Genomic DNA, 24,600 nt, shown 5'->3' with positions numbered 1-24,600 from the left:
CCGTAGAGGGAGGTTGACGGGGGTCAGATACCGGCCGCCGCCGACAGGTCCCGCTTGATCGCCGCCAGCAGGTCCGAGGCCTTGGCCCGCGCCGCCGGAAGATCGGCGAGCGCGCCGACCGGCACGACGACCTCCAGGTAGCACTTCAGCTTCGGCTCGGTGCCGCTCGGGCGGACGATCACGCGGGCCCCCTCCAGCGTGTACCGCAGCCCGTCGGTGGGCGGCAGCCGGTCGGTGCCCTGATTGAGGTCCTCGGACCGGGTGACGGCGAGCCCCGCCAACTCGGTCGGGGGCCGCTCCCGCAGCCGCCCCATGGCATCGGCGATCACGGACAGGTCCTCGACCCGCACCGCCAACTGGTCGGTGGCGTGCAGCCCGTGCTCGACGGCGAGATCGTCGAGGAGATCGAGCAACGTCCGCCCCTCCTCCTTCAGTTCGGAGGCAAGCTCGGTGACGAGAAGCGCGGCGGTGATGCCGTCCTTGTCGCGCACACCGTCGGGGTCCACGCAGTAGCCGAGGGCCTCCTCATAGCCGTAGCGCAGCCCTTCCACCCGGGCGATCCACTTGAACCCGGTCAGCGTCTCCTCGTACGGCAGCCCGGCCTTCTCGGCGATCCGCCCGAGCAGCGAGGACGACACGATCGACTCGGCGAAGGTCCCCCGCGCCCCGCGCCGCACGAGATGCGCGGCCAGCAACGCGCCGACCTCGTCCCCGCGCAGCATCCGCCACTCACCGCTCTCCTTGACGGCGACGGCACAGCGGTCGGCGTCGGGGTCGTTGGCGATGATCAGGTCGGGATCGGTGGCCCGGGCCCGCGCGAACGCGAGATCCATGGCCCCCGGCTCCTCCGGATTGGGAAAGGAGACGGTAGGGAAGTCCGGGTCGGGCTCGGCCTGTTCGGCCACGAGCACGGGCTCCGGGAACCCGGCCCGAGCGAAGGCGGCCATCAACACGTCCTTGCCGACACCGTGCATGGCGGTATAGACGGTACGAGCGCTACGCGGCGACCCCTCGGCAAGCACGGCATCCGTGCGCGCGAGATAGGCGTCGAGGACGGCGTCGTCGAGAATCTCCCAGCCGGCATCGGGACGAGGAACATCGTCCAGGCGCGCGATGGCATCGATCTCGGCGGCGATCTCCGCATCCGCGGGCGGCACGATCTGCGAGCCGTCGCCGAGGTACACCTTGTACCCGTTGTCGCGGGGCGGATTGTGACTGGCGGTGACCTCGACACCGGCGACGGCGCCCAAGTGCCTTATGGCGTAGGCGAGTACGGGCGTCGGCAGCGGCCGGGGAAGCACGGCGGCCCGCAGCCCGGCCCCCGTCATCACGGCGGCGGTGTCCCGGGCGAAGTCGGCGGACTTGTGCCGGGCGTCGTACCCGACGACGACGAGCCCGTCCGTCTCGCCCTTCCCCTTGAGATAGGCGGCGAGCCCGGCGGCGGCCCGAATGACGACCGCCCGGTTCATGCGCATCGGCCCGGCCCCGAGCTCACCGCGAAGACCCGCGGTGCCGAACTGGAGGGTCCCGCTGAACCGCTCGCCGAGTTCGGCGACATCCCCGGCCTCGATGAGCTTGGCCAACTCGTCGCGCGTGTCCGGGTCCGGGTCCTCGGCGAGCCAGGCCTGGGCCCGGGCGATGAGATCGTCGTGCACGGTCGCTTCAACCTCCGTGAGTGTGCCAACGCCAGTCCGTGTCTTTCAGCCCGTCCGGCGTTTGAGGACGAGGCCCTTTCGGGGCCGATGGGGGTCTGGGGGCGAAGCCCCAGCAGCGCACCTACAGCCGACCAAGCACCTGAGTGAGCAGAGACCCCATCCGAGTGGCAGAGTCCCGCCCGGCCTGCAGAACCTCCTCATGGTTCAGCGGCTCACCCGTCATACCCGCGGCGAGATTCGTCACCAGGGAAATACCCAGCACCTCAGCCCCCGCCTCACGCGCAGCAATCGCTTCGAGCACAGTCGACATGCCCACCAGATCCGCCCCGATCACCCGAGCCATCCGAATCTCCGCCGGAGTCTCGTAGTGCGGCCCGGGGAACTGCGCGTACACGCCCTCCTCCAGACTCGGGTCGATCTCCTTGCACAACGCCCGCAACCGAGGCGAGTAGAGATCGGTGAGGTCGACGAAGTTCGCGCCGACGATCGGAGAGGTCGCCGTCAGATTGATGTGGTCGCTGATCAGTACCGGCTGCCCCGGCCGCATACCTTCGCGCAGACCGCCACACCCGTTGGTGAGGACGATCGTCTTGCTGCCGGCGGCCACCGCGGTACGCACACCGTGCGCGACGGCGGCGACGCCACGGCCCTCGTAGTAGTGGGTACGGCCCAGGAAGACCAGGGCCCGCTTCGCGCCGATCTGGTACGAGCGGACCGTGCCGCCGTGTCCCTCCACCGCCGGCGGCGGGAAGCCGGGCAGCTCGGTGACCTGGAACTCGGCGTCGGGTGCGCCCAGGGCGTCCACGGCCGGAGCCCAGCCCGAGCCCATCACGAGGGCGACGTCATGGGTCTCGGCGCCGGTCAGTTCGCGCAGGCGCGAGGCGGCGGCGTCGGCGGCGGCATAGGGGTCGCCCTGGATGTCGTCCGGAAGAAGAGATGCGTTCACGCGATGAGGGTAGCCGGTCAAGGCCTACGCGCGTAGATGACAGAGCTGACGGGATGGCGATCGTTGTCTTGTCGTTTCCAACGAACCCTGCGACAGAACGGGATCTTTGTGGCGCCTGTCACTTTCCCGTGTGACCCCTGTGTTCAACAGGGCCGCTTGCGCAGCTCCATCACATAGTCGTGCGGCGCCCCCGCCGACTCGGCCGCGTCCGCCAGCTCCCCGAGGTAACGGGCGGACGGCAACCCACCCTCGTACCCGTTGAGGACGTACACCCACGAGGGCTCCTCGCCCTCCAGCGTGTGCACCCGGACCCGCATCCGGCGGTAGATGCCGAGGCCGACGCCCTCCCACCGGTCCATGGACTCCTCGTCCAGCGGCGCGATGTCGTACAACGCGACGAAGACCTGGCAGAGCGGGTCCTCGACCAGCGTCGCCAGCGCGCCCTCCCAGCCCATGTGCTCGCCCCCGAAGGTCAACCGCCACCCGTTCAGCCAGCCCGTGGCGCGCATGGGCGAGTGGGGAGCGCGGCGGGTCATCAGCCGCGCGTCGAGGTTGCCGGCGTACGCGGCGTAGAGCGACATGCGTCGAGGGTACGGCAGCCGACACACGCCCCTCTCCGGCACCACGGGCCCCTCGGCCCGCCCCCTGGCGATCGCACCTTGAAGCGTGCGGGACAATGGGGTACGTGACTCGGATCGTGATCATCGGTGGTGGACCCGGCGGATACGAAGCTGCCCTGGTAGCGGCGCAGCTCGGCGCGGAGGTGACCGTCGTCGACTGCGACGGTCTGGGCGGGGCGTCGGTGCTGACCGACTGCGTGCCGTCGAAGACCCTCATCGCCACGGCGGAGGTGATGACCACCTTCGACTCCTCGTACGAAGAGCTGGGCATCATCGTCGCCGACGACACCCCACCGCTGGAACAGGCGGCCCGGGTGGTCGGCGTGGACCTCGGCAAGGTGAACCGGCGTGTGAAGCGGCTCGCCCTCGCCCAGTCGCACGACATCACCGCCTCCGTCACCCGGGCCGGCGCCCGGGTCCTGCGCGGCCGTGGCCGCCTGGAGGGCATGCAGGCCCTGGACGGCTCCCGCAAGGTCGTGGTCACCGCGGCCGACGGCACCGAGGAGACCCTCGTCGCCGACGCCGTGCTCATCGCGACCGGCGGACACCCCCGCGAGCTGGACGACGCCCTGCCCGACGGCGAGCGCATCCTCAACTGGACGCAGGTCTACGACCTCACCGAACTGCCCGAAGAACTCATCGTGGTCGGCTCCGGCGTCACCGGCGCCGAGTTCGCCGGCGCCTACCAGGCCCTCGGCTCCAAGGTCACCCTCGTCTCCTCCCGCGACCGCGTGCTGCCCGGCGAGGACCCGGACGCTGCCGCCGTCTTGGAGGACGTCTTCCGGCGCCGGGGCATGAACGTCATGGCCCGCTCCCGTGCCGCCGCCGCCAAGCGGGTCGGCGACCGGGTCGAGGTCACCCTCTCCGACGGCCGCGTCATCACCGGCTCCCACTGCCTGATGGCCGTCGGCGCCATCCCCAACAGCGCGGGCCTCGGTCTGGAGGAAGCCGGCGTGCGGGTGCGCGAGTCGGGCCACATCTGGACCGACAAGGTCTCCCGCACGACCGCTCCGGGCGTGTACGCGGCCGGGGATGTGACCGGCATCTTCGCGCTCGCCTCCGTGGCCGCCATGCAGGGCCGTATCGCCATGTACCACTTCCTCGGCGACGCGGTGGCCCCCCTCAACCTCAAGACGGTCTCCTCGAACGTCTTCACCGACCCCGAGATCGCCACCGTCGGCTACTCCCAGGCCGACGTCGACTCCGGGAAGATCGACGCCCGCGCGGTGAAGCTGCCGCTGCTGCGCAACCCGCGCGCCAAGATGCAGGGCATCCGGGACGGCTTCGTGAAGCTCTTCTGCCGCCCCGGCACCGGCATCGTGGTCGGCGGTGTCGTGGTCTCCCCGCGCGCCTCGGAACTGATCCATCCGATCTCGATCGCCGTCGACAACAATCTGACGGTCGAACAGATCGCGAACGCGTTCACCGTTTATCCCTCCCTTTCGGGGTCGATCGCCGAGGTGGCCCGACAGCTGCACACCCGTAAGGCGACGGGCGAGGCCTGACCGCGAAAACCGACTCCCCGCTGGTCACGGGGAGTTGTCGAGCATGCGTACGGCATAGTCGGCACGGATAGGCCTTATACCACTTCCCGTGCTTGTGTGCGAACAACTTCTGCTATTCGGCGCAAACTGCTGAAAGCAGACGGTCGTCCGCGTTACTGTCAGTTTCGTGTTCGCTGCAGAACGTCGCCAATTGATCCTCGAAATGGTGCGAGCAAACGGGGCCGTGTCGCTCCGGGAACTCGCCCGCGTCGTCCAGACCTCCGAAGTGACCGTACGGCGGGACGTGCGCGCACTGGAGGCAGAAGGACTCCTCGACCGCCGGCATGGCGGTGCGGTACTGCCGGGCGGGTTCACGCGGGAGTCCGGCTTTCCGCAGAAATCACATCTCGCGACCGCCGAGAAGACGGCCATCGCCGATCTCGCCGCGAGCTTCGTCGAAGAGGGCGAGGCCATCGTGGTCGGGGCGGGAACCACCACCCAGGAACTGGCACGCCGGCTCGCCCGGGTGCCCGGACTGACCGTCGTCACCAACTCCCTGTTGGTGGCCCAGGCGTTGGCCCATGCCAACCGCGTGGAGGTCGTGATGACCGGCGGCACCCTGCGTGGCTCCAACTATGCCCTGGTGGGCAGCGGTGCCGAACAGTCCCTTCAGGGGCTGCGCGTGTCCCGTGCCTTCCTCTCCGGGAGTGGGCTCACCGCCGAGCGGGGGCTCTCCACGTCCAACATGCTGTCGGCGTCCGTCGACCGGGCGCTGGTGCAGGCCGCGGCGGAGGTCGTCGTCCTCGCCGATCACACGAAGCTCGGTTCGGACACGATGTTCCAGACCGTGCCCACGGATGTGATCACGCGGCTGGTGACCGACGAGCCGCCTGCGCATGATGATCGGGCGGGCGCCGAATTGCAGGCGTTGGCTGATCAGGGTGTGCAGATCGCTGTCGCGGGGGCGTCGGGAAATACGGCGGGGAATGATGCGGTCCCTCCCCGGGGGGCTCGGCGGGATGTGGCTCTGCCGGCGCCTCGGCGGGGGGCGGCGGGACTTAGGTCGGCCACGACGCTCGGTGAGACTTCGCCGGGGGCCGAGCGGGCCCGGGTCGCTGATATGCGGCGGCGTTAAGGGCGCCTATTCGCCGTAGGGGACTGTGTTCGTGGGCGGGTGCGGGCAGTTCGTGGCTTGTCGCGCAGTTCCCCGTGCCCCTTAGGGGCATGCACCTGCGCCTCGATCGACAATCAACCCGTCTTCAAGCCCCGTAGGGTCAGGGTCAGTAGACGGTCCGCCAGATTTGGGTCTCCCGGAGACTCCTCCGCTGCCAACGCGATGGCGTGGGTCAGTTGGAGGAGGTCGGTGATGGTGATGTCCTCGCGGACCGTGCCCGCTTGCTGAGCCCGGGTCAGGAGTGCGGCGCCCGCCTGTTGGATCGGGTCGCTGCAGCGGGACAGGGCTGACGTGTGGTCCGTCGTGACGGACATCAGCGCTCTGGACAAGCCTCGGTACTCGCCGGCGTGGGTGACGATCTCTCGTAGCCAGGTGACCAGGGCCGTGCAGGGGTCGGGGGCGTCCAGGAGGGTGTGGGCGCGGGAGAGCAGGTCGCCCACCGCGTCCTCGAAGACGGCGCTCAACAGGGCGTGACGGTTGGGGAAGTGGCGGTACAGCGTGCCGATGCCCACGCCCGCGCGCCGGGCCACGTGTTCCAGGGAAGCGTCCGTGCCCTGGGCGGCGAAGGTGGCGCGGGCCTCGGTGAGGAGGCGCTCGTAGTTGCGGCGGGCGTCGGCGCGTAGGCCTGCCGGGGGGTTGGCCGTCATGGGACTCACCTGCCCTTGTGCGAAGGCGCCCGGCAGAGCGGCCGTTGCCGTCTGCCGGGCGCCTGTCGATGCCGTACGGCTCAGTCCTTGATCTCGCAGATCGCGGCGCCCGAGGTGATGGAGGCGCCGACCTCGGCGGACAGGCCCTTGATGGTGCCGGCCTTGTGCGCGTTGAGCGGCTGTTCCATCTTCATCGCTTCGAGTACGACCACCAGGTCGCCCTCCTTGACCTCCTGGCCCTCCTCGACCGCGATCTTGACGATCGTGCCCTGCATCGGGGAGGCGAGCGTGTCACCGGAGGCGACGGGGCCGGACTTCTTGGCCGCGCGGCGCTTGGGGCGGGCGCCGGCGGCGAGGCCGGTGCGGGCCAGCGACATGCCCAGCGAGGACGGGAGGGAGACCTCCAGGCGCTTGCCGCCGACCTCGACGACGATCGTCTCGCGGTCCGGGTCCTCGTCCGTCTCCGCGTCGGCGGGGGCGGTGAAGGGCTTGATCTCGTTGACGAACTCGGTCTCGATCCAGCGGGTGTGGACCGTGAACGGGTCCTGGCTGCCGGTGAGTTCGGGGGCGAACGCCGGGTCCCTGACGACCGCGCGGTGGAACGGGATGGCGGTGGCCATGCCCTCGACCTGGAACTCGTCCAGGGCGCGGGCCGCGCGCTGCAACGCCTGCGCGCGGGTGGCGCCGGTGACGATCAGCTTGGCCAGGAGCGAGTCCCAGGCCGGGCCGATGACCGAGCCGGACTCCACGCCCGCGTCCAGGCGGACGCCCGGGCCCGACGGCGGGGCGAAGGTCGTCACGGTGCCGGGGGCGGGCAGGAAGCCGCGGCCCGGGTCCTCGCCGTTGATGCGGAACTCGAAGGAGTGGCCGCGCAGTTCGGGGTCGCCGTAGCCGAGTTCCTCGCCGTCGGCGATACGGAACATCTCGCGCACGAGGTCGATGCCGGCGACCTCCTCGGTGACCGGGTGCTCCACCTGGAGACGGGTGTTGACCTCCAGGAAGGAGATCGTGCCGTCCACGCCGACCAGGAACTCCACGGTCCCGGCGCCGACATAGCCGGCCTCCTTGAGGATGGCCTTCGAGGAGGCGTACAGCTCGGCGACCTGCTCGTCGGACAGGAACGGCGCGGGCGCCTCCTCGACCAGCTTCTGGTGCCGGCGCTGCAACGAGCAGTCACGCGTCGATACGACGACCACGTTGCCGTGGCTGTCGGCCAGGCACTGCGTCTCCACGTGCCGGGGCTTGTCCAGGTACCGCTCGACGAAGCACTCACCGCGCCCGAAGGCGGCGACCGCCTCGCGCACCGCGGAGTCGTACAGCTCCGGGACCTCTTCGAGCGTGCGGGCGACCTTCAGACCGCGGCCACCGCCACCGAAGGCGGCCTTGATGGCGATCGGCAGCCCGTGCTCCTGGGCGAAGGCGACGACCTCGTCCGAGCCCGAGACCGGGTCGGGCGTGCCGGCGACCAGCGGGGCACCGGCGCGCTGCGCGATGTGCCGGGCCGCCACCTTGTCACCCAGGTCGCGGATGGCCTGCGGCGGCGGGCCGATCCAGATCAGGTCCGTGTCCAGGACCGCCTGGGCGAACTCCGCGTTCTCGGAGAGGAAGCCGTAGCCGGGGTGGATGGCGTCGGCGCCGGACTCGCGGGCCGCGTTCAGGACCTTCTCGATGTCGAGGTAGCTGGTCGCCGGGGTGTCACCGCCCAGGGCGAACGCCTCATCCGCGGCGCGGACATGCAGAGCGTCCCGGTCCGGGTCGGCGTATACGGCCACGCTCGCGATCCCGGCGTCCCGACAGGCCCGGGCCACGCGGACAGCGATTTCGCCACGGTTGGCGATGAGCACCTTGCGCACGATTGAGGCTCCCTCCTTGAAACAAGCCGAGTTTAGGGACTGCCGACACGGCACTTCGACCCGTCCCGGGTGGTGAGCTTGCCCACACGGAGCGTGATGCGCGGCGTGCTCGACCCGTGAAATCCCTTGTCGCACCTAGGTGCGCGGGACTCCTTGGGGAAACCCTAGCCCGCTCCTGTGGTCAAGGTCTCTGTCATCACGTGCTGCGGGCCACGCGGTTTCTTTGTGGAGTCCCTACGAATGGCCCAATGATTCTTTGCGGTCCGCAGAACCCTTGTCCCCGGGTTTACCCGTTAGTAGCGTTCGCGGTGTATCGAACGTACTTGGGGTAACAAGGCTCGGCTCGGAAGTGGGTGGGGACCGGTGATACGCAGGCCGGTGGCGTGGATCGTGGCGATCGTGCTGTTCGCCGAGGCGTTCGGCGTCTTCGCGCTGAACTGGTTCCTCGGCATCGTCGTCGACCGCCAGGACATGTCCCTGGCCGGTCTCGACCCGGACACCATGGCCGTGTCCTCGAAGGCCGGCGGGGTCGTCTTCGGCCTCTACTACGCCCTGTGCGGACTGGTCGCCCTGCTCGTGGCCCTGCGCAACCGCCCCCCGGCCGGCCTCGGCCGCGTCCTGCTGATCAGCGCGGCGGTGGTGCACGGGCTGCTCGCCGCCTTCGTGTGGGGGCTGGTGGGCTGGACGGCGTTCCTGTTCATGATCGTCGTACTCGCGCTCATCGTGCTGCTGCTGATGACCTACGACACCAAGGCTGCGCCCGCCCCCGAGGAGCCCCAGGACGCCGAGGGGAGTGACGGCCCGAAGGTCACGACTCCGCCGGCGCCCACAACTCCGTGATGCCGACGCCCAGTTCGGCCAGCAGGCGGCGAACCAGGGGCAGGCTGAGGCCGATCACGTTGCCGTGGTCGCCGTCGATGCCCTCGATGAACGGCGCGCTGCGGCCGTCGAGCGTGAACGCCCCGGCGACGTAGAGGGGTTCGCCCGTGGCGACGTACGCGGCGATCTCCTCGTCGGTGGGCTCGCCGAAGCGGACGACGGTGGACGCCGTCGCCGACACGTACCGCTTGTTGTCGTCCGAGGTGTCCCAGACGCAGTGACCGGTCTGGAGCGTGCCCACACGGCCGCGCATCGCCTTCCAACGGGCCGTCGCCTCCTCGGCGTCGGCCGGCTTGCCCAGCGCCTCGCCGTCCAGGTCCAGCACCGAGTCACAGCCGATCACCAGGGCGCCGTGCACCTCCGGACGGGCGGCCACGACGGAGGCCTTCGCCTCGGCCAGGGCGAGCGCGAGCTCGGCGGGGGTGGGGGCGGTGATGGCGTCCTCGTCCACCCCGCTGACGATCACCTCCGGTGCGAGGCCCGCTTGGCGGAGGAGGTTGAGGCGGGCCGGGGACTGGGAGGCGAGGACGAGTCGTCTGCGCGGCTGAGCGGTCATGCGGTCAGATTAGCCGTCGGCCCCTATCTCACGCCCAGCACGATCATGGCGACGATCATGGCCAGGGCCAGGAAGAAGCCGAGCCGCCTGAGGGTCTCCTGCATGTCGCGGAGTTCGTCAGGCGGCTCGTTCTTCGGGTCGGACCAAAGCATGTCACTAGCGTGCGGCTGGGCGAGGGAGGGCGCCTGAGTACGGGTACTTAAATTGGCGCCCTGAGTTGTCCCTCTGTGCGCGGTTCCCCGCGCCCCCAAAGAAGAAGTCGGCCAGGACTAGCTCGGCCAGTAGGTGCGGGTCCATGCCGTGGGCCCCGGCTGCGGTAGGCGGTGGGTCGCGATCCTTGACGGGTCGGACCATGCTGCCCGCGCGGGCTCCTCATCACCCGGCGTGGCCTCTGCCGCTACCGCTCGGGCTCGGACCACCGCCAGGGCGGCGGCCAACTCCTCCGGGGTCGGATTGCCCCGTACGACCTTGATGTTCATGGCGGCTCCCGGGCGGGCTAGAGGGGGATGTTGCCGTGCTTCTTGGGGGGCAGGGTCTCGCGCTTGGTGCGGAGTTGGCGCAGGCTGCGGACGATGTGGCCGCGGGTGTCGGAGGGCATGACGACGGCGTCGATGTAGCCGCGTTCGGCCGCGATGTAGGGGTTGAGGAGGGCGTCCTCGTACTCCTGGATGAGGCGGGCGCGGGTCGCCTCGACGTCGCCGTTCGTCTGCGCCTCGGCGATGGTGCGCCGGTGCAGGATGTTGACCGCGCCCTGGGCGCCCATGACGGCGATCTGGGCGGTGGGCCAGGCGAGGTTGAGGTCGGCGCCGAGGTGCTTGGAGCCCATGACGTCGTAGGCGCCGCCGAAGGCCTTGCGGGTGATGACGGTGATCAGGGGGACCGTCGCCTCGGCGTAGGCGTAGATCAGTTTGGCGCCGCGGCGGATGATGCCGTCGTGCTCCTGGTCGACGCCGGGCAGGAAGCCGGGGACGTCCACGAAGGTCAGCACCGGGACGTTGAAGGCGTCGCAGGTGCGCACGAAGCGGGCGGCCTTCTCGGACGCGGTGATGTCGAGGCAACCGGCGAACTGCATCGGCTGGTTGGCGACGATCCCGATCGGCCGTCCCTCGACGCGGCCGAAGCCGGTGAGGATGTTCGGCGCGTACAGGGCCTGCGTCTCGAAGAACTCGGCGTCGTCCAGGACGTGTTCGATCACCGTGTGCATGTCGTACGGCTGGTTCGCGCTGTCCGGTACGAGGGTGTCCAGCTCCAAGTCCTCGTCCGTGACGGCGAGATCGGCCTCCTCGGGGAAGACCGGGGCCTCGGAGAGGTTGTTGGACGGCAGGTACGACAGCAGCTGCTTGACGTACTCGATGGCGTCCTTCTCGTCGCCGGCCATGTGATGGGCCACGCCGGACACGGAGTTGTGGGTGCGGGCGCCGCCCAGCTCCTCGAAGCCGACGTCCTCGCCGGTGACGGTCTTGATGACGTCCGGGCCCGTGATGAACATGTGCGAGGTCTGGTCGACCATGACCGTGAAGTCGGTGATGGCGGGGGAGTAGACCGCGCCGCCGGCGCAGGGCCCGACGACGAGCGAGATCTGCGGGATCACCCCGGACGCATGGGTGTTGCGGCGGAAGATCTCGCCGTACGCGCCGAGAGAGGCGACCCCCTCCTGGATCCTGGCCCCGCCGGAGTCGTTGATGCCGATGACCGGGCAGCCGGTCTTCAGGGCGAAGTCCATGACCTTGACGATCTTCTGGCCGTAGACCTCGCCGAGGGCGCCGCCGAAGACGGTGAAGTCCTGGGAGAAGACGGCGACCGGGCGGCCGTCGACCGTGCCGTAGCCGGACACCACGCCGTCCCCGTAAGGGCGGTTGTGCTCCAGGCCGAAGTTGGTGGAGCGGTGCCGGGCGAACTCGTCGAGCTCGACGAAGGAACCCTCGTCGAGCAGCAGGTCGATCCGCTCACGGGCCGTCAACTTGCCCTTGGCGTGCTGCTTTTCGACGGCGCGTGCGGAGCCGGCGTGCGTCGCCTCGTCGATCCGGCGCTGGAGATCCGCGAGTTTGCCCGCGGTGGTGTGGATGTCGATCCCAGGGGTCCCTTGGATCCCTTGGGTCTCTTGGATCTCGTGGCGCTCTTCCGGCTCGGACATCGGGATCGTGGCTCCCTGCCTGCTCAAAAGGGGGGACGGTTACTCATCCGTAGCGTAGTGGTGTGCCTACCAATCGGCAGTGCGGCGTTTGCCACACCTAGGGTGGCTTGCATGACGCCGCGCGATGCCTCAGACGACAGCCGCTGGTCCGACCTCGAACGGCCACCCCTCAACGCCCTCGCGCTGCGGCGCGGGCTGTTGCGGGAGGGCGGGCTGTGGCGCGAGGTGACGGTGGTGCAGAGCACCGGCTCCACCAACTCCGACCTGGTCGCCCTGGCCGGCTCCGGCAAGGCGGACGAGGGCACGGTACTGGTGGCCGAGGAGCAGACCGCGGGCCGCGGCCGTCTCGACCGCCAGTGGACGGCACCGCCCCGCTCCGGCCTCTTCTTCTCCGTCCTGCTCCGCCCCGCCGAGGTCCCGGTGACCCGCTGGGGCTGGCTCCCCCTCCTCACCGGAGTCGCCGTGGCGACGGGCCTCTCCCGCTCGGCCGGCGTCGACACCGCCCTCAAGTGGCCCAACGACCTCCTGGTGACCATCGACGGCCAGGAACGCAAGGCCGGCGGCATCCTCGCCGAGCGGGCGGGCGACGACGCGGTGGTCGTCGGCGTGGGCATCAACGTCACCCTGCGGGAGAGCGAGCTGCCGGTGCCGCAGGCCGGTTCGCTGGCGCTGGCCGACGCGGTGACCACGGACAGGGACCCTCTGCTGCGGGCCGTCCTCCGTTCCCTGGAGGAGTGGTACGGCCGCTGGCGCGGGGCGGGCGGCGACCCGGTGGCGAGCGGGTTGCAGGAGACGTACGCGGCGGGCTGCGCCACGCTGGGCCGAGTCGTACGTGCCGAACTCCCCGGCGACCGCTCGATTACCGGCGAGGCGGTCGCGATCGACGGTGACGGAAGGCTGGTCCTGGCCACGGAGGAGGGGGTGCAGGAGCCGGTGGGGGCGGGGGACATCGTGCACTTGCGCCCGGCGTGAGGGTGTCGGGCGGGTCCTTCGTTGCTTCATAGGCACAGCCCCCAGTAGACGGTCACGTCGACTACGGAGTGAGCTACGGCACAGCTGCCGTAGAGTTATGGCCGGTCGATACCTGACCGCGGCAGATCGGAAGGGCAGCAGGCGTGACCGTCGACGACACGGGCTCCGGCGCGGGCGCGGACGGCCGGGTTGACCCGCCCGACAACCCCGGCGACCTCGCAGACAACCCGGGCGAGACCCTCGGAGAGGACCCGCTCGCCCTGCGCCTCGAAGGGCTCATCCTCGGCGCGGAGCGGCGCTACACCCCTTTCCAGGCGGCGCGCAGCGCGGGCGTCTCCATGGAGCTGGCCTCGCGTTTCTGGCGGGCGATGGGCTTCGCCGACATCGGCCAGGCCAAGGCGCTCACGGAGGCGGACGTGCTGGCCCTGCGCCGGCTCGCCGGTCTCGTGGAGGCGGGCCTGCTCAGCGAGGCGATGGCGGTGCAGGTGGCCCGGTCCACCGGGCAGACCACCGCCCGCCTGGCCGAGTGGCAGATCGACAGTTTCCTTGAGGGCCTGACCGAGCCGCCCGAGCCGGGCATGACGCGCACCGAGGTGACGTACCCCCTCGTCGAGCTGCTGCTGCCCGAGCTGGAGGAGTTCCTCGTCTACGTCTGGCGGCGCCAGCTCGCCGCCGCGACCGGCCGGGTCGTCCAGGCGGCCGACGACGAGGAGATGGTGGACCGGCGGCTCGCGGTCGGGTTCGCCGACCTGGTCGGCTTCACGCGGCTGACCCGGCGGATGGAGGAGGAGGAGCTCGGCGAACTCGTCGAGGCCTTCGAGACGACCGCCGCGGACCTGGTGGCCGCGCACGGCGGACGGCTCATCAAGACGCTCGGCGACGAGGTGCTGTACTCGGCGGACGACGCCGGGATCGCCGCGGAGATCGCGCTGCGGCTGATCGAGACGATGGCGAACGACGAGACGATGCCCGAGCTGCGGGTCGGCATCGCCTTCGGCACGGTCACCACCCGTATGGGCGATGTCTTCGGCACGACGGTGAACCTGGCCTCGCGGCTGACGTCGATAGCTCCTCGGGACGCGGTGTTGGTCGACAGCGCCTTCGCGGAGGAGCTGATCCGCAGCGGCGAGGCGCCCGCCTCGGAGGCGGAGGCCGCCGAGGCCGCGGCCACCGCCGAGAAGGAGGGCGAGGACCCGCCGACCTACCGTTTCGGGCTCCAGCCGATGTGGCAGCGGCCGGTGCGAGGCCTGGGCGTGGTCGAACCGTGGCTGCTCACGCGGCGGGCCGGAACGGCGTAGTCCGGCCTTCTCGGTACCGGACTTTTCGGTACCGGACTTTTCCGTAGGCCGGCGGATCAGTGCGACAGCAGGCCCACGCACACGCCGACGATCGGCACGCACAGGCCGGGGTCGGTCGTCGGGTGCGGGGCGGGTTGCGGCGCGGTCGTGTGCGTCGGGGCCGGAGCCGGGGGCTGGGTCGCGGTCGGCGTCGGCTGTGGTGCGGGGGCCGTCGTCGCGGGGGCCCGGGGCGCCGTCGTAGGGGTGGCGTTGGGCGCCTCCGGGATCGTCGTGGGGCCCGGGGCGGCTCCGACTCCCGGCGCGGCGGTCGGTGATGTCGTGGCCGTCGGGACCGGGACGACCGTAGGTGTCGCGCTCTCCCCGCCCATCACTGAGGTCGCCGACGGGATCGGGCTGGCCGCGAGTGTGGCGGCGGCGTTCTTCGGGCGGTCGGCCCGGTCGCCGGGGTGCAGTCCGGGCTCCGCCTCCGCGGTGCCGATCCCGCCGACGCCCGACTCGGGTGCGAGCCGGACCAGGCTCAGCACTCCGGCGGCGAGCGCGATGCCGCCCGCGGCGAAGAGCACCTTGCGGGGCCGCGGCCTGCGGTGCCGGCCGCCGGAACCGAAGAGACGGGTGCCGCCGCCTGTTGCCTCGTCGGCCCTGACCTGGGTGTCTGTCATCGCGATCCCTCCCCGCTGCCCGCGCGCCCCCGGTGCGCCGTGGCGGACGCACGTTATGCGCTGCCGTGGGCGGTGCGGCGGGAGTTGGGCGGCTTGTCACTCGAACGGGGAGTCGGCCCCGGAGCCGGACCTGAACCGGCACGGGGGCCGTCGGCCTTCCCCCGCCTCCGCGCGCCTGCGATGATCGGGGCCGGAGCTGTTGTTAACCCGCGTTAACCGGAGGGTGTCATGAGCGAGGAGCGGTTCGGGGAGTTCGTGCTGGTACGGCGGCACGGGGACGGGCATGTCGCCGAGCTCGTCCTGGACCGGCCCAAGGCCATGAACGCCGTGTCGAGCGAGATGGCCCGCTCGATCGCCGCGGGCTGCGCCGCGCTCGGCGCCGACCAGGACGTACGGGCGGTCGTGGTGACCTCGACGCACGAGCGGGCGTTCTGCGTCGGCGCGGACCTCAAGGAGCGGAACTCGTTCAGCGACGCCGACATGCTGCGCCAGCGCCCCGTCTCACGGGCCGCCTACACCGGCGTACTGGACCTGCCCGTCCCGGCCGTCGCCGCCGTGCACGGCTACGCGCTGGGCGGCGGATTCGAGCTGGCCCTGTCGTGCGACCTGATCGTGGCCGACCGTACGGCCGTGGTGGGGTTGCCGGAGGTGTCGGTCGGGGTGATCCCGGGCGGCGGCGGTACGCAGTTGCTGCCCCGGCGGGTCGGGGCCGCGCGGGCGGCCGAGCTGATCTTCACGGCGCGGCGGCTGGAGGCCGCGGAGGCACGGGAGTTGGGGCTCGTCGACGAGCTGGTGGAGGCGGGGCAGGACCGCGAGGCGGCGCTGGCCCTGGCCTCCCGTATCGCCGCGAACTCGCCCGTCGGCCTGCGCGCGGCCAAGCGTGCGTTGCGCCTCGGGCACGGGCTCGACCTGCGGGCGGCCCTGGAGGTCGAGGACGCGGCCTGGCGGGCCGTGGCGTTCTCGGGGGACCGGGCGGAGGGGGTCGCGGCCTTCAACGAGAAGCGGAAGCCGCAGTGGCCGGGTGAGTAGCGCTCCGGGTGAGTAGCGGTCAGCGTGGGCGGATGGTCCACCGGACCCCGTACGGCCCCGCCCCGCCCACTCACCCCACCGCCGCACCAACGTCACGAAACCACCCAAACCTCCCTAACCTGGGTTAATGGGTGAGGACAACCGGCTCACGGCCGTCGTCGCGTTGGCGCAGGGCATGGCGGCGGCGCACGGCTCGCGTGAGGCGTGGCGGGCGGCGGCGGCCGGGGCGTGCCGGGCGCTGGGCGGGAGCTTCGCCGCGCTGTCGGTGTGGGAGCGCGAGCTCAGCCGGCTGCGGGTCCTCGTGAACGTGGGGGAGCGGGCCGAGGGCGAGGACGAGTTCCCGGACGGGGAGTCGTACCCCGTGCACCAGTTCCCGGAGATCACCGAGTTCCTGCACGAGCGGTGGGCGGGCGGTGGCGAGCCCAACGCCTGGGTCGAGACGGCCGAGGGCCCGGCGGCCGGGGGGCGGCCCGGTTACGTCCATCAGCGCGTCGCCGCCCTGCGCCGCCGGGGCCGCGGCTCCTGTGTCGTCGCGCCGATCGTGCTGCACGGGCGGGCCTGGGGCGAGCTGTACGTGGCCCGGCCGGCCGGCGCCCCCGTCTTCGCGCGGGCCGACGCCGACTTCGCGACCGTCCTGGCCTCCGTCGTGGCCGCCGGGATCGCCCAGACCGAGCGCCTTGAGGAGGCGCGCAGGCTCGCCTTCACCGACGCCCTCACCGGGCTCGCCAACCGCCGCGCGGTCGATCTGCGGCTGGACGAGGCCGTCGAGCGGCACCGCGTCGACGGGACCGTCGTCAGCCTCGTCGTCTGCGACCTGAACGGCCTCAAGCGCGTCAACGACACCCAGGGGCACGCGGTGGGCGACCGGCTCCTGGAGCGTTTCGGGTCCGTCCTGTCGCTGTGCGGGGCGATGCTGCCCGGCGCGCTCGCGGCCCGCCTCGGCGGGGACGAGTTCTGTCTCCTCGCGGTCGGTCCGGCCGCCGACGAGGTGGTCGAGGCGGCCCGCGAACTCTGCCGCCGCGCCGCCGAGTTGGAGCTGGGTGACGGGGTGGCGTGCGGGGTCGCGTCCACCGAGGACCCGATCGGTCCTGTCCGCTCGGCCCGCCGGCTCTTCCGGCTCGCGGACGCAGCCCAGTACCGGGCGAAGGCGCTCCACGCGGACCGGCCGGTGGTGGCGGGGCGGGAAGGGGTCGACGACCCCGTCGTGCGGTTGGCCGACACGCCTTCGCCGTCGGCGCCGGCCGAGCGGCGCCGGTTCCGGGGCAGGCACACCTGACGGACTCGGGGCGATTCGAGGGCCGGCTCACCTGACGGGCGGGGCCGGGGCCGCCGGTCCCCGCGCGCGCCGAAATGTGTAAGGGGCGTAACCCCGACCCAGTAGTGACATCTCCGTCTTCACTGCGTACGCTCCTGAATATGGATATGCACACTGTGGTGGTGGGGACGTCCGGGGTCACCGCGTCCGACGTTCTCGCCGTGGCGCGTGACGGCGCCCGGGTCGAGCTCTCCCCGGAGGCGCTGGCGGCCCTCGCCGCGGCCCGCGGGATCGTGGAGGCGCTGGCGGCCAAGCCCGAGCCGGTCTACGGCGTCAGCACCGGCTTCGGCGCCCTGGCGACCCGGCACATCAGCCCCGAGCTCCGTGCCCAGCTGCAGCGCAACATCGTCCGCTCGCACGCCGCCGGCATGGGACCGCGGGTCGAGCGGGAGGTCGTACGGGCGTTGATGTTCCTGCGGCTCAAGACCGTCTGCTCGGGACACACGGGCGTGCGCCCCGAGGTCGCGCAGACCATGGCCGACGTGCTGAACGCCGGGATCACCCCGGTCGTCCACGAGTTCGGCTCCCTCGGCTGCTCCGGCGACCTCGCCCCGCTCTCGCACTGCGCCCTGACGCTGATGGGCGAGGGCGACGCCGAAGGCTCCGACGGAACCGTCCGCCCGGCCGGCGAACTGCTCGCCGAGCACGGCATCGCCCCCGTCGAACTGCGCGAGAAGGAGGGCCTCGCCCTCCTCAACGGCACCGACGGCATGCTCGGCATGCTGGTCATGGCCCTCGCCGACCTGGACCTCCTCTACAAGTCGGCCGACATCACCGCCGCCCTGTCCCTGGAGGCCCTGCTCGGCACCGACAAGGTGCTCGCCCCCGAACTGCACGCCATCCGCCCGCACCCGGGCCAGGGTGCCAGCGCCGCCAACATGCTGGCGGTGCTGAAGGGTTCGGAGCTCACCGGCCACCACCAGGACGACGCCCCGCGCGTCCAGGACGCCTACTCGGTGCGCTGCGCCCCGCAGGTCGCCGGCGCCGGCCGGGACACCATGGCGCACGCCCGCCTGGTCGCCGAGCGGGAGTTGGCCTCGGCCGTCGACAACCCCGTTGTCCTGCCGGACGGACGCGTCGAGTCCAACGGCAACTTCCACGGCGCCCCGGTGGCCTACGTCCTCGACTTCCTCGCGATCGCGGTCGCGGACCTCGCGTCCATCGCCGAGCGGCGCACCGACCGGCTGCTCGACAAGAACCGCAGCCACGGCCTGCCGCCGTTCCTCGCCGACGACGCCGGCGTCGACTCGGGCCTGATGATCGCCCAGTACACGCAGGCCGCCCTGGTCAGCGAGTTGAAGCGGCTGGCCGTACCGGCGTCCGCGGACTCGATCCCGTCCTCCGCCATGCAGGAGGACCACGTCTCCATGGGCTGGTCGGCCGCGCGCAAGCTGCGTACCGCCGTCGACAACCTCGCGCGCGTACTCGCCGTCGAGCTCTACGCCGCCTCCCGCGCGGTCGAGTTGCGCGAGGGCCTGACCCCCGCGGCCGCCTCGCGGGCCGTCATCGAGGCCGCGCGGGCCGCCGGTGTGCGGGGCCCGGGCCCCGACCGGTTCCTGGCGCCCGACCTGGCCGCGGCGGACGTGTTCGTGCGCGAGGGGGGACTGGTGGCCGCGGCGGAGACGGTCACCGGACCGCTGCAGTGAGGGTCAACGGATCGCTGCGGTAGGGGAATTCGTAGGGGAGTTCCTAGTGGAACTCCCGGGCCCGGTCCTCGTGGACCGGGCCCCGGAGCGTCACTTGAGCTTGGCCGCCTGGGCCTTGATCAGCTCCGCCGGGATGTCGTACGTGACCTTCTCGCCGGCCATCGCCGCCAGGCTGAGCGAGTAGTACGCGGCGACCGTGGAGCCGTGCCGCACGACCTCGCCGTGCACCGTGGTCATGTCGCCCTCGACCGGGCCGGACACCGCGAAGGCGATCGACTCGTCACCGGTGCCGGAGGCCTTCTCCTCGACGACCTTCGTGAACTTCTGGGTGTCCTCGCCCGGAGCCGAGACCGAGAACCCGCTCGCGCAGCCGGAGATCGCGTCCGACACGGACTTCAGCGTCTCCTGGGCGCCCTCGCCGTCGTACGAGGAGAGCGAGACGACCGTCATCGTCGAATCGAGGATGTCCTGAAGGTTGTCCATCGTGGCGTCCAGGTCCTCGTCGGAGGTGCCCGTCGGCGTCGGCTCGGTGTCCTTCTCGGTGGCCATCCGGTTCACGTACGCGCTCTCGTCCGCGCCCGGCGCGAAGCCCGTGAGGACGTAGGCGAGCGGCGCGCACTTGGCGTCGACGACCTTCACCTTGTCCTTGGACTCGGCGAACTTGTCCCCGGTGTCGGCGGATTGGACGTCGAACCCGTCCAGGTCCCCCTTGGCGATGATCAGCTTGTCCAGCTCGGCCGCGCTGAGCGCCTTGGCGGCCGCGGTCGACGAGGAGCCCTTGTCCGCCGAGTCGTTGCCACTCTCGGTGTCCTTGGATTCCCCGCCGCACCCCGTGATGAGGGCGAACGACAGCGCGGTCGCCGTGGCGCCTATGCGCACCCTCGATGATCTCTTCATGAGCGGACTATGAAGTCCGGGTCAAAGAAACGTCAAGTCAGTTAGAACCCGAGGCGTTCGCGGCGCACCGAGTAGACGACGAACCCGGCACCCAGGGTGAGGAACAGCGTCCCGCCGACGACGTACGGGGTCGTGTCGAAGCTGCCCGTGTCGGCCAGCCGCGTCTCGCTCCCGACCGCGTCGTCGGACACCGAGTCGGTGTCCGCGGCGGTCTGCGAAGTGGCCCTGGCCTGCGTGGTCGCGGTCGCCGACGGCTGATCTCTGACCGGGGTGTCCTGAGTCGCGTTGGCGGACGGGACGAACCAGAGGGCACCCAGCAGGGTCCCCGCGGCGGTGGCGGTCAGCAACGGACGGCGAACGGATGACACGGAATATCGATCCCCTTGTGGCGCTGGCGAATTGGCCGTGTGGGCCGATGTTAGTGAAAGGAGTGGGTCACGGGAAAGTCACGGGAGCTGTGGGCCTTACGCTCCCGGCATGAGCCTTGAAGAGACCTCACGATTTGTACGGCTTCGCGTGGAACTCGTCCTCGAAGTCGACGACGCGGACGCCGTGGCCAAGGCCGCGCTGCGCCGGATCGCCGACGAGGACGATATGCCGGCCGATGAGCGGGTACATGCCGAGGACGCTGTGACGGAAGACACCGCGGAGGCGCTCGCGTATCTGGTCGATCCGTTCGACCTGGTCAGCGAGGTGCCCGGGGTCGAGCTGGCGCAGGCCTCCTGGTCGAGCGAGCCGATCGACTACGACCCCGATTCGCCGGATTGGGATCTGGACGAGGATGATGACGAAGGAGATACGGAGGACGAGGGGGACGAGGAGACGCGCGGCGCCTCCTGACGCGACTTGGGGAAAACGTGACCCCGGGTGGCAACCGCCGGCCGGGGTTTCGTCGTCTCAGGTGGCGCACGGACCGAGATCCGCACCACCCGCCCCGGCGGACGTGGCGTGCCCCACACGTAACTGGAATGTGGAACGGGATGAACCGGTCGTAGCGTTGAAGTTCGTTGACGGGGACTCGATCGACGGGGACTCGTCGGTCAACGGGGACTCTTGGGGTTTTGGGGATTTCGGCAGCGATGGAGAAGCGTGTGATGACGGACAGTAAGCGGCGCAGGGGCCTTTCGGTCGCGGCCGCACTGCTCGGCGGAGTACTGGTGCTCTCGGCGTGTTCCGGCAGCGACGACGACGCCTCCGGCGGGGGCGGTGACGCCTCGCAGGCCAAGGCCGACGAGGCGGCGGCCAAGAAGACGTCGGTGGCCGACATCAAGATCACGCCCAAGGACGGCTCGGACAACGCGTCGATCAACAACTCGGCCGCGGTGACCGTCAGCAAGGGCACGCTCACGACCGTGTCGATGACGACCGCGGACGGCGGCAAGGTCGCCGGCGAGCTGTCGGCCGACAAGACCAGCTGGAAGCCGACCACCCAGCTGGAGCGCTCGACCACCTACAAGCTGGCCGCCGCCGCGAAGGACTCGGACGGGCGCGTCGCCCACGAGAACGCCTCGTTCACCACGGTCTCCCCGGCCAACAGCTTCATAGGGAACTTCACGCCGGAGGACGGCTCGACCGTCGGTGTGGGCATGCCGGTGTCGATCAACTTCGACAAGGCGATCACCGAGAAGGCCGCGGTCCAGAAGGGCATCACGGTCTCCTCCAGCAGCGGTCAGGAGGTCGTCGGGCACTGGTTCAACGCCAACCGCATCGACTTCCGCCCCGACAAGTACTGGACCGAGAACTCCACCGTCACGCTGAAGCTCGCGCTCGACGGCGTCGAGGGAGCCTCCGGTGTCTACGGTGTGCAGCAGAAGACGGTGACCTTCAAGATCGGCCGTAACCAGGTCAGTTACGTCGACGCGAAGACCAAGCAGATGAAGATCACGCACAACGGCGCGACGATCAAGACCATTCCGATCTCGGCCGGTTCGCCCGACAACAAGACCTACGAAGGCATCATGGTGATGTCGGAGAAGTTCAAGGAGACGCGCATGAACGGCGCGACCGTGGGCTTCACCGACGACGACGGCAAGGGCGAGTACGACATCAAGGACGTACCCCACGCCATCCGCCTCACCAACTCCGGCACCTTCGTGCACGGCAACTACTGGGGCGCCAAGTCCGTCTTCGGCAGCGTCAACACCAGCCACGGCTGCGTGGGCCTGTCCGACACCAAGGGCGCCAACGACACCGGCACGGCGGGCTACTGGTTCTACACCAACTCCATGGTCGGAGACGTGGTGGTGGTCCAGAACACCGGCGACAAGACGGTGTCCCCGGACAACGGCCTGAACGGCTGGAACCTCAGCTGGGCGGACTGGAAGGCCGGTTCGGAGGTCTGACCCGACGGAAGTCCACAGCTTTCCGATGCCGCCCCCAGGGGCGGCATCGGTGTTTCCGGGCCTCTGCACAGCCTTCTCATCGTTCTCTTATGTCGGCCTTATCCAGTCATCACGCGCTGTACCTAGCTTGCGGCCATGTTCTTCACCTACCTGAGGCGCGAACTGCGCCGCCGCAGAAAGGCGGCCCTCGTCGTCGCCTCCGGGCTCGCGCTGGGCATCGCGCTCGTCATCGTGGTCAACTCCGTGTCGTCCGGCATGGGGAAGGCGCAGGACAAGGTCCTTCAGTCGCTGTACGGCCTCGGTACGGACATGACGGTCACCAAGGCCGCCGCCGCTTCCACGAGCACCTCGGACCGGCCGCGCTTCAACTTCGACGCGCAGGCCGACGGTTCCGACTCCGAGCAGAGCAGTGACCGCGTCATGGTGCAGGGCTTCCAGACCCTGTCGAACACGACGGTCTCCAAGGTCGGTTCGCAGAGCGGTGTCTCTGACGCCGTAGGCGGGCTGAGCCTTCAAGTCATCAAGGTCGACGGGCAGTTCACCCGCGGCCAGTTCCAGCAGCAGGGCGGCGGCGGCCAGAACGGCGGCGGTCAGAACGGTGGCGGTCAGAACGGTGGCGGCGGCGGTCAGCCGCAGGGTGAAGTCCAGGGCGGCGGCGCCAACTTCGACGTCAACAGCTACTCCGTCTACGGCGCCGACGTCACCAAGCCGGCCCTCGGTCCGCTGACCTCGTCGAAGATCACCAGCGGCCGTACCTTCAAGACGACGGAGACCGACTCGAAGGTCGTCGTCGTCGACTCGGCCTACGCCAAGGAGAAGAAGTACAAGGTCGGCTCCACGATCACCGTCAAGAGCGTCAAGTTCAAGGTGATCGGCATCGCCACCGCCGACAGCGGCGACTCGGCCGCCAACCTGTACGTCCCGCTCAAGCAGGCGCAGACCCTCAGTGACTCGAAGAACAAGGTCACCACGATCTACGTCAAGGCGACCGACTCGCAGAAGATCAACTCGGTCAAGTCCACGATCCAGAAGAACGTCACGGGTACGACGGTCACCACCTCCGCCGACCTCGCCGACACCGTCTCCGGCTCCCTCTCCACCGCCTCCTCCCTCGCCACCAGCGTCGGCAAGTGGCTCTCGATCGCGGTCCTGATCGCCGCCTTCCTGGTCGCCGGTCTCCTCACCTCCTCCGCCGTCTCCCGGCGCGTCCGCGAGTTCGGCACCCTCAAGGCCCTCGGCTGGAAGTCGGGCCGCGTGACCCGCCAGGTCGTCGGCGAAGCGGTCGTCAACGGTCTGCTCGGCGGCATCCTCGGCATCGCCGTCGGCCTGGCGGGCGCATATGTAGTGACGGCCATCAGCCCCACCCTGTCGGCGCAGATGGGGAGCACCGGTGGTGGCGCCGGCGGTCCCGGCGGCGGCGGTGGCGGCGGCTTCGGCGGTCCCGGCCGCACGGCGGCAGCCAAGACCCTCGACGTCGCCCTGACGGCCCCGGTGAGCGTCACCACGGTCGTCCTCGCGGTCGGCCTGGCGGTGGCGGGCGGCCTGATCGCCGGAGCGTTCGGCGGTTGGCGAGCATCGAGGCTCCGCCCGGCGGATGCCCTGCGCAGAGTCGAGTAACGGTTCCGCAATTGGCCTCAGGGGGCGCGGCGAACTGCGCGACCAGCCCCCACAGGCCGGCAGCAAACGACGAAGCGCACCACCCCAAATCCTCCCAGGAGCCACCATGTACGAACTAAGAGGCGTCACCAAGCGCTACACCCGCGGCAAGGAAGCAGTCGTCGCCCTGGACAGCGTCGACCTCGCCATCGCAGACGGCGACCGCCTGGTCATCCAGGGCCCCACCGGCGGCGGCAAGTCCACCCTGCTCCAGATGCTGGGTGCCCTCGACAGGCCCACCGCGGGTGAAGTCACCCTCGACGGCACCGACTTGGCCAAGCTCTCCGAGGCGAAGCTGACCAAGGTCCGCAGCGAGAACATCGGCTTCGTCTTCCAGTCCTTCAACCTCATCCCCACCCTCACCGCCCAGGAGAACGTGGAGACCGCCCTCGTCCCCCTCGGCATCAAGGGCAAGGACCGCCGCGAACGAGCAGCGGAGGCACTGAAGTCGGTCGGCCTCGGCGAACGCCTCGGGCACCTTCCGTCGGAGATGTCCGGCGGTCAGCAGCAGCGCGTCGCGATCGCCCGCGCACTGGTGAAGGAGCCGAAGGTGCTGCTCGCCGACGAGCCCACCGGCAACCTCGACGAGTCGATGCGCGACGAGATCATGGACGTACTGGAGCGTATGTGGAAGGAGTTGGGGCTGACCTTCATCATGGTCACCCACGATTCCTCGATCGCGAAGAAGGCCCCGCGCGTCGCGACGATCCGCAAGGGGCGCATCACTGTCAAGGAGAACGCGGGGGCATGACGGGGCGTGAACCGCGCGAAAACGTAACGGCTTTCCCGCGGTCGCGTAACAGTTCTCCGACCGACTTCTTACCGCCCTCTCATCTCT

General features: G+C 70.3%; 24 protein-coding genes. 12 read left to right on the top strand and 12 right to left on the bottom strand.

The window, feature by feature from the left end; translation table 11 throughout:
- Positions 1 to 23 precede the first annotated feature (23 nt).
- From M2283_RS23105 to M2283_RS23095, 3 genes are all read right to left on the bottom strand, one after another.
- Positions 24 to 1,655, bottom strand: coding sequence for a phospho-sugar mutase (locus M2283_RS23105; RefSeq protein ID WP_280878254.1), 1,632 nt, complete (start codon positions 1,653 to 1,655; stop codon positions 24 to 26).
- Between the two features lie 121 nt (positions 1,656 to 1,776).
- Positions 1,777 to 2,601 carry a purine-nucleoside phosphorylase gene (locus tag M2283_RS23100; protein ID WP_280878253.1) on the bottom strand — a complete coding sequence of 275 codons (825 nt, stop codon included), beginning with the start codon at positions 2,599 to 2,601 and terminating at the stop codon, positions 1,777 to 1,779.
- Between the two features lie 143 nt (positions 2,602 to 2,744).
- Positions 2,745 to 3,182: a gamma-glutamylcyclotransferase gene (locus M2283_RS23095; protein ID WP_280878252.1), complete on the bottom strand. Its 438-nt coding sequence runs from the start codon at positions 3,180 to 3,182 to the stop codon at positions 2,745 to 2,747.
- A 95-nt stretch (positions 3,183 to 3,277) separates the two neighbouring features.
- Here M2283_RS23095 and M2283_RS23090 point away from each other — a divergent pair, with 95 nt between their 5' ends.
- Both M2283_RS23090 and M2283_RS23085 read left to right on the top strand, forming a co-directional pair.
- On the top strand, positions 3,278 to 4,726 hold the full coding sequence (locus M2283_RS23090; protein WP_280878251.1) for an NAD(P)H-quinone dehydrogenase: 1,449 nt from the start codon (positions 3,278 to 3,280) through the stop codon (positions 4,724 to 4,726).
- Between the two features lie 166 nt (positions 4,727 to 4,892).
- Positions 4,893 to 5,840, top strand: a complete 948-nt coding sequence (locus M2283_RS23085) for a DeoR/GlpR family DNA-binding transcription regulator (RefSeq protein WP_280878250.1) — start codon at positions 4,893 to 4,895, stop codon at positions 5,838 to 5,840.
- Positions 5,841 to 5,953: 113 nt separating this feature from the next.
- On the opposite strand, the gene M2283_RS23080 is transcribed toward M2283_RS23085, so the two are convergent.
- Both M2283_RS23080 and M2283_RS23075 read right to left on the bottom strand, forming a co-directional pair.
- Positions 5,954 to 6,526, bottom strand: coding sequence for a TetR/AcrR family transcriptional regulator (locus M2283_RS23080; RefSeq protein WP_280878249.1), 573 nt, complete (start codon positions 6,524 to 6,526; stop codon positions 5,954 to 5,956).
- Positions 6,527 to 6,606: 80 nt separating this feature from the next.
- The gene (locus M2283_RS23075) at positions 6,607 to 8,379 is read right to left on the bottom strand and encodes an acetyl/propionyl/methylcrotonyl-CoA carboxylase subunit alpha (protein ID WP_280878248.1); all 1,773 of its coding nucleotides are present in this window, start codon (positions 8,377 to 8,379) and stop codon (positions 6,607 to 6,609) included.
- 363 nt (positions 8,380 to 8,742) lie between these two features.
- Between M2283_RS23075 and M2283_RS23070 the strand changes: the two genes are divergently transcribed.
- Positions 8,743 to 9,219 carry a hypothetical protein gene (locus tag M2283_RS23070; RefSeq protein WP_280878247.1) on the top strand — a complete coding sequence of 159 codons (477 nt, stop codon included), beginning with the start codon at positions 8,743 to 8,745 and terminating at the stop codon, positions 9,217 to 9,219.
- Here M2283_RS23070 and M2283_RS23065 read toward each other — a convergent pair.
- The 4 genes from M2283_RS23065 to M2283_RS23050 all read right to left on the bottom strand — a co-directional run bounded on the left by M2283_RS23065 (position 9,188) and on the right by M2283_RS23050 (position 11,948).
- Positions 9,188 to 9,814: a Maf family protein gene (locus M2283_RS23065; RefSeq protein WP_280878246.1), complete on the bottom strand. Its 627-nt coding sequence runs from the start codon at positions 9,812 to 9,814 to the stop codon at positions 9,188 to 9,190. The two genes, M2283_RS23070 and M2283_RS23065, sit on opposite strands and share 32 nt — an antisense overlap.
- A gap of 23 nt (positions 9,815 to 9,837) precedes the next feature.
- Positions 9,838 to 9,966: a morphogenic membrane protein MmpB gene (gene mmpB / locus M2283_RS23060; protein WP_280878245.1), complete on the bottom strand. Its 129-nt coding sequence runs from the start codon at positions 9,964 to 9,966 to the stop codon at positions 9,838 to 9,840.
- A gap of 117 nt (positions 9,967 to 10,083) precedes the next feature.
- On the bottom strand, positions 10,084 to 10,293 hold the full coding sequence (locus M2283_RS23055) for an acyl-CoA carboxylase epsilon subunit (RefSeq protein WP_280878244.1): 210 nt from the start codon (positions 10,291 to 10,293) through the stop codon (positions 10,084 to 10,086).
- Positions 10,294 to 10,310: 17 nt separating this feature from the next.
- A complete protein-coding gene (locus M2283_RS23050; RefSeq protein WP_280878243.1) occupies positions 10,311 to 11,948 on the bottom strand; it encodes an acyl-CoA carboxylase subunit beta in 1,638 nt (545 codons plus the stop codon).
- A 111-nt stretch (positions 11,949 to 12,059) separates the two neighbouring features.
- On the opposite strand from M2283_RS23050, the gene M2283_RS23045 reads away from it, so the two are divergent.
- Positions 12,060 to 12,920, top strand: coding sequence for a biotin--[acetyl-CoA-carboxylase] ligase (locus M2283_RS23045; RefSeq protein ID WP_280878242.1), 861 nt, complete (start codon positions 12,060 to 12,062; stop codon positions 12,918 to 12,920).
- 143 nt (positions 12,921 to 13,063) lie between these two features.
- Positions 13,064 to 14,218: an adenylate/guanylate cyclase domain-containing protein gene (locus tag M2283_RS23040; RefSeq protein ID WP_280878241.1), complete on the top strand. Its 1,155-nt coding sequence runs from the start codon at positions 13,064 to 13,066 to the stop codon at positions 14,216 to 14,218.
- A gap of 56 nt (positions 14,219 to 14,274) precedes the next feature.
- Here M2283_RS23040 and M2283_RS23035 read toward each other — a convergent pair whose 3' ends face one another.
- Complete coding sequence (locus tag M2283_RS23035) at positions 14,275 to 14,877, bottom strand: hypothetical protein (protein ID WP_280878240.1); 603 nt, start codon at positions 14,875 to 14,877, stop codon at positions 14,275 to 14,277.
- A gap of 228 nt (positions 14,878 to 15,105) precedes the next feature.
- Here M2283_RS23035 and M2283_RS23030 point away from each other — a divergent pair, with 228 nt between their 5' ends.
- The 3 genes from M2283_RS23030 to hutH all read left to right on the top strand — a co-directional run bounded on the left by M2283_RS23030 (position 15,106) and on the right by hutH (position 18,867).
- Complete coding sequence (locus M2283_RS23030) at positions 15,106 to 15,906, top strand: enoyl-CoA hydratase/isomerase family protein (protein WP_280878239.1); 801 nt, start codon at positions 15,106 to 15,108, stop codon at positions 15,904 to 15,906.
- Between the two features lie 127 nt (positions 15,907 to 16,033).
- Entirely contained in the window at positions 16,034 to 17,182 is a 1,149-nt protein-coding gene (locus M2283_RS23025; RefSeq protein WP_280878238.1) for a GGDEF domain-containing protein, read from the top strand.
- Between the two features lie 146 nt (positions 17,183 to 17,328).
- The gene (hutH, locus tag M2283_RS23020) at positions 17,329 to 18,867 is read left to right on the top strand and encodes a histidine ammonia-lyase (RefSeq protein ID WP_280878713.1); all 1,539 of its coding nucleotides are present in this window, start codon (positions 17,329 to 17,331) and stop codon (positions 18,865 to 18,867) included.
- Between the two features lie 90 nt (positions 18,868 to 18,957).
- On the opposite strand, the gene M2283_RS23015 is transcribed toward hutH, so the two are convergent.
- The gene (locus M2283_RS23015) at positions 18,958 to 19,764 is read right to left on the bottom strand and encodes a hypothetical protein (protein WP_280878237.1); all 807 of its coding nucleotides are present in this window, start codon (positions 19,762 to 19,764) and stop codon (positions 18,958 to 18,960) included.
- Between the two features lie 41 nt (positions 19,765 to 19,805).
- A complete protein-coding gene (locus M2283_RS23010) occupies positions 19,806 to 20,132 on the bottom strand; it encodes a hypothetical protein (protein ID WP_280878236.1) in 327 nt (108 codons plus the stop codon).
- Positions 20,133 to 20,241: 109 nt separating this feature from the next.
- On the opposite strand from M2283_RS23010, the gene M2283_RS23005 reads away from it, so the two are divergent.
- From M2283_RS23005 to M2283_RS22990, 4 genes are all read left to right on the top strand, one after another.
- Positions 20,242 to 20,604, top strand: a complete 363-nt coding sequence (locus M2283_RS23005) for a hypothetical protein (RefSeq protein ID WP_280878235.1) — start codon at positions 20,242 to 20,244, stop codon at positions 20,602 to 20,604.
- Between the two features lie 239 nt (positions 20,605 to 20,843).
- Positions 20,844 to 22,106, top strand: a complete 1,263-nt coding sequence (locus tag M2283_RS23000; RefSeq protein WP_280878234.1) for a L,D-transpeptidase — start codon at positions 20,844 to 20,846, stop codon at positions 22,104 to 22,106.
- Positions 22,107 to 22,241: 135 nt separating this feature from the next.
- Positions 22,242 to 23,723 (top strand): ABC transporter permease, encoded by a 1,482-nt coding sequence (locus M2283_RS22995; protein WP_280878233.1) that lies wholly within the window; start codon positions 22,242 to 22,244, stop codon positions 23,721 to 23,723.
- A gap of 106 nt (positions 23,724 to 23,829) precedes the next feature.
- Positions 23,830 to 24,513 carry an ABC transporter ATP-binding protein gene (locus M2283_RS22990; RefSeq protein ID WP_280878232.1) on the top strand — a complete coding sequence of 228 codons (684 nt, stop codon included), beginning with the start codon at positions 23,830 to 23,832 and terminating at the stop codon, positions 24,511 to 24,513.
- The last annotated feature ends 87 nt before the right edge of the window (positions 24,514 to 24,600 follow it).

The organism is Streptomyces pseudovenezuelae (assembly GCF_029892565.1).
GTDB classification, from domain to species: domain Bacteria; phylum Actinomycetota; class Actinomycetes; order Streptomycetales; family Streptomycetaceae; genus Streptomyces; species Streptomyces pseudovenezuelae_A.
This window is presented reverse-complemented; position numbering and strand designations above follow the sequence as displayed.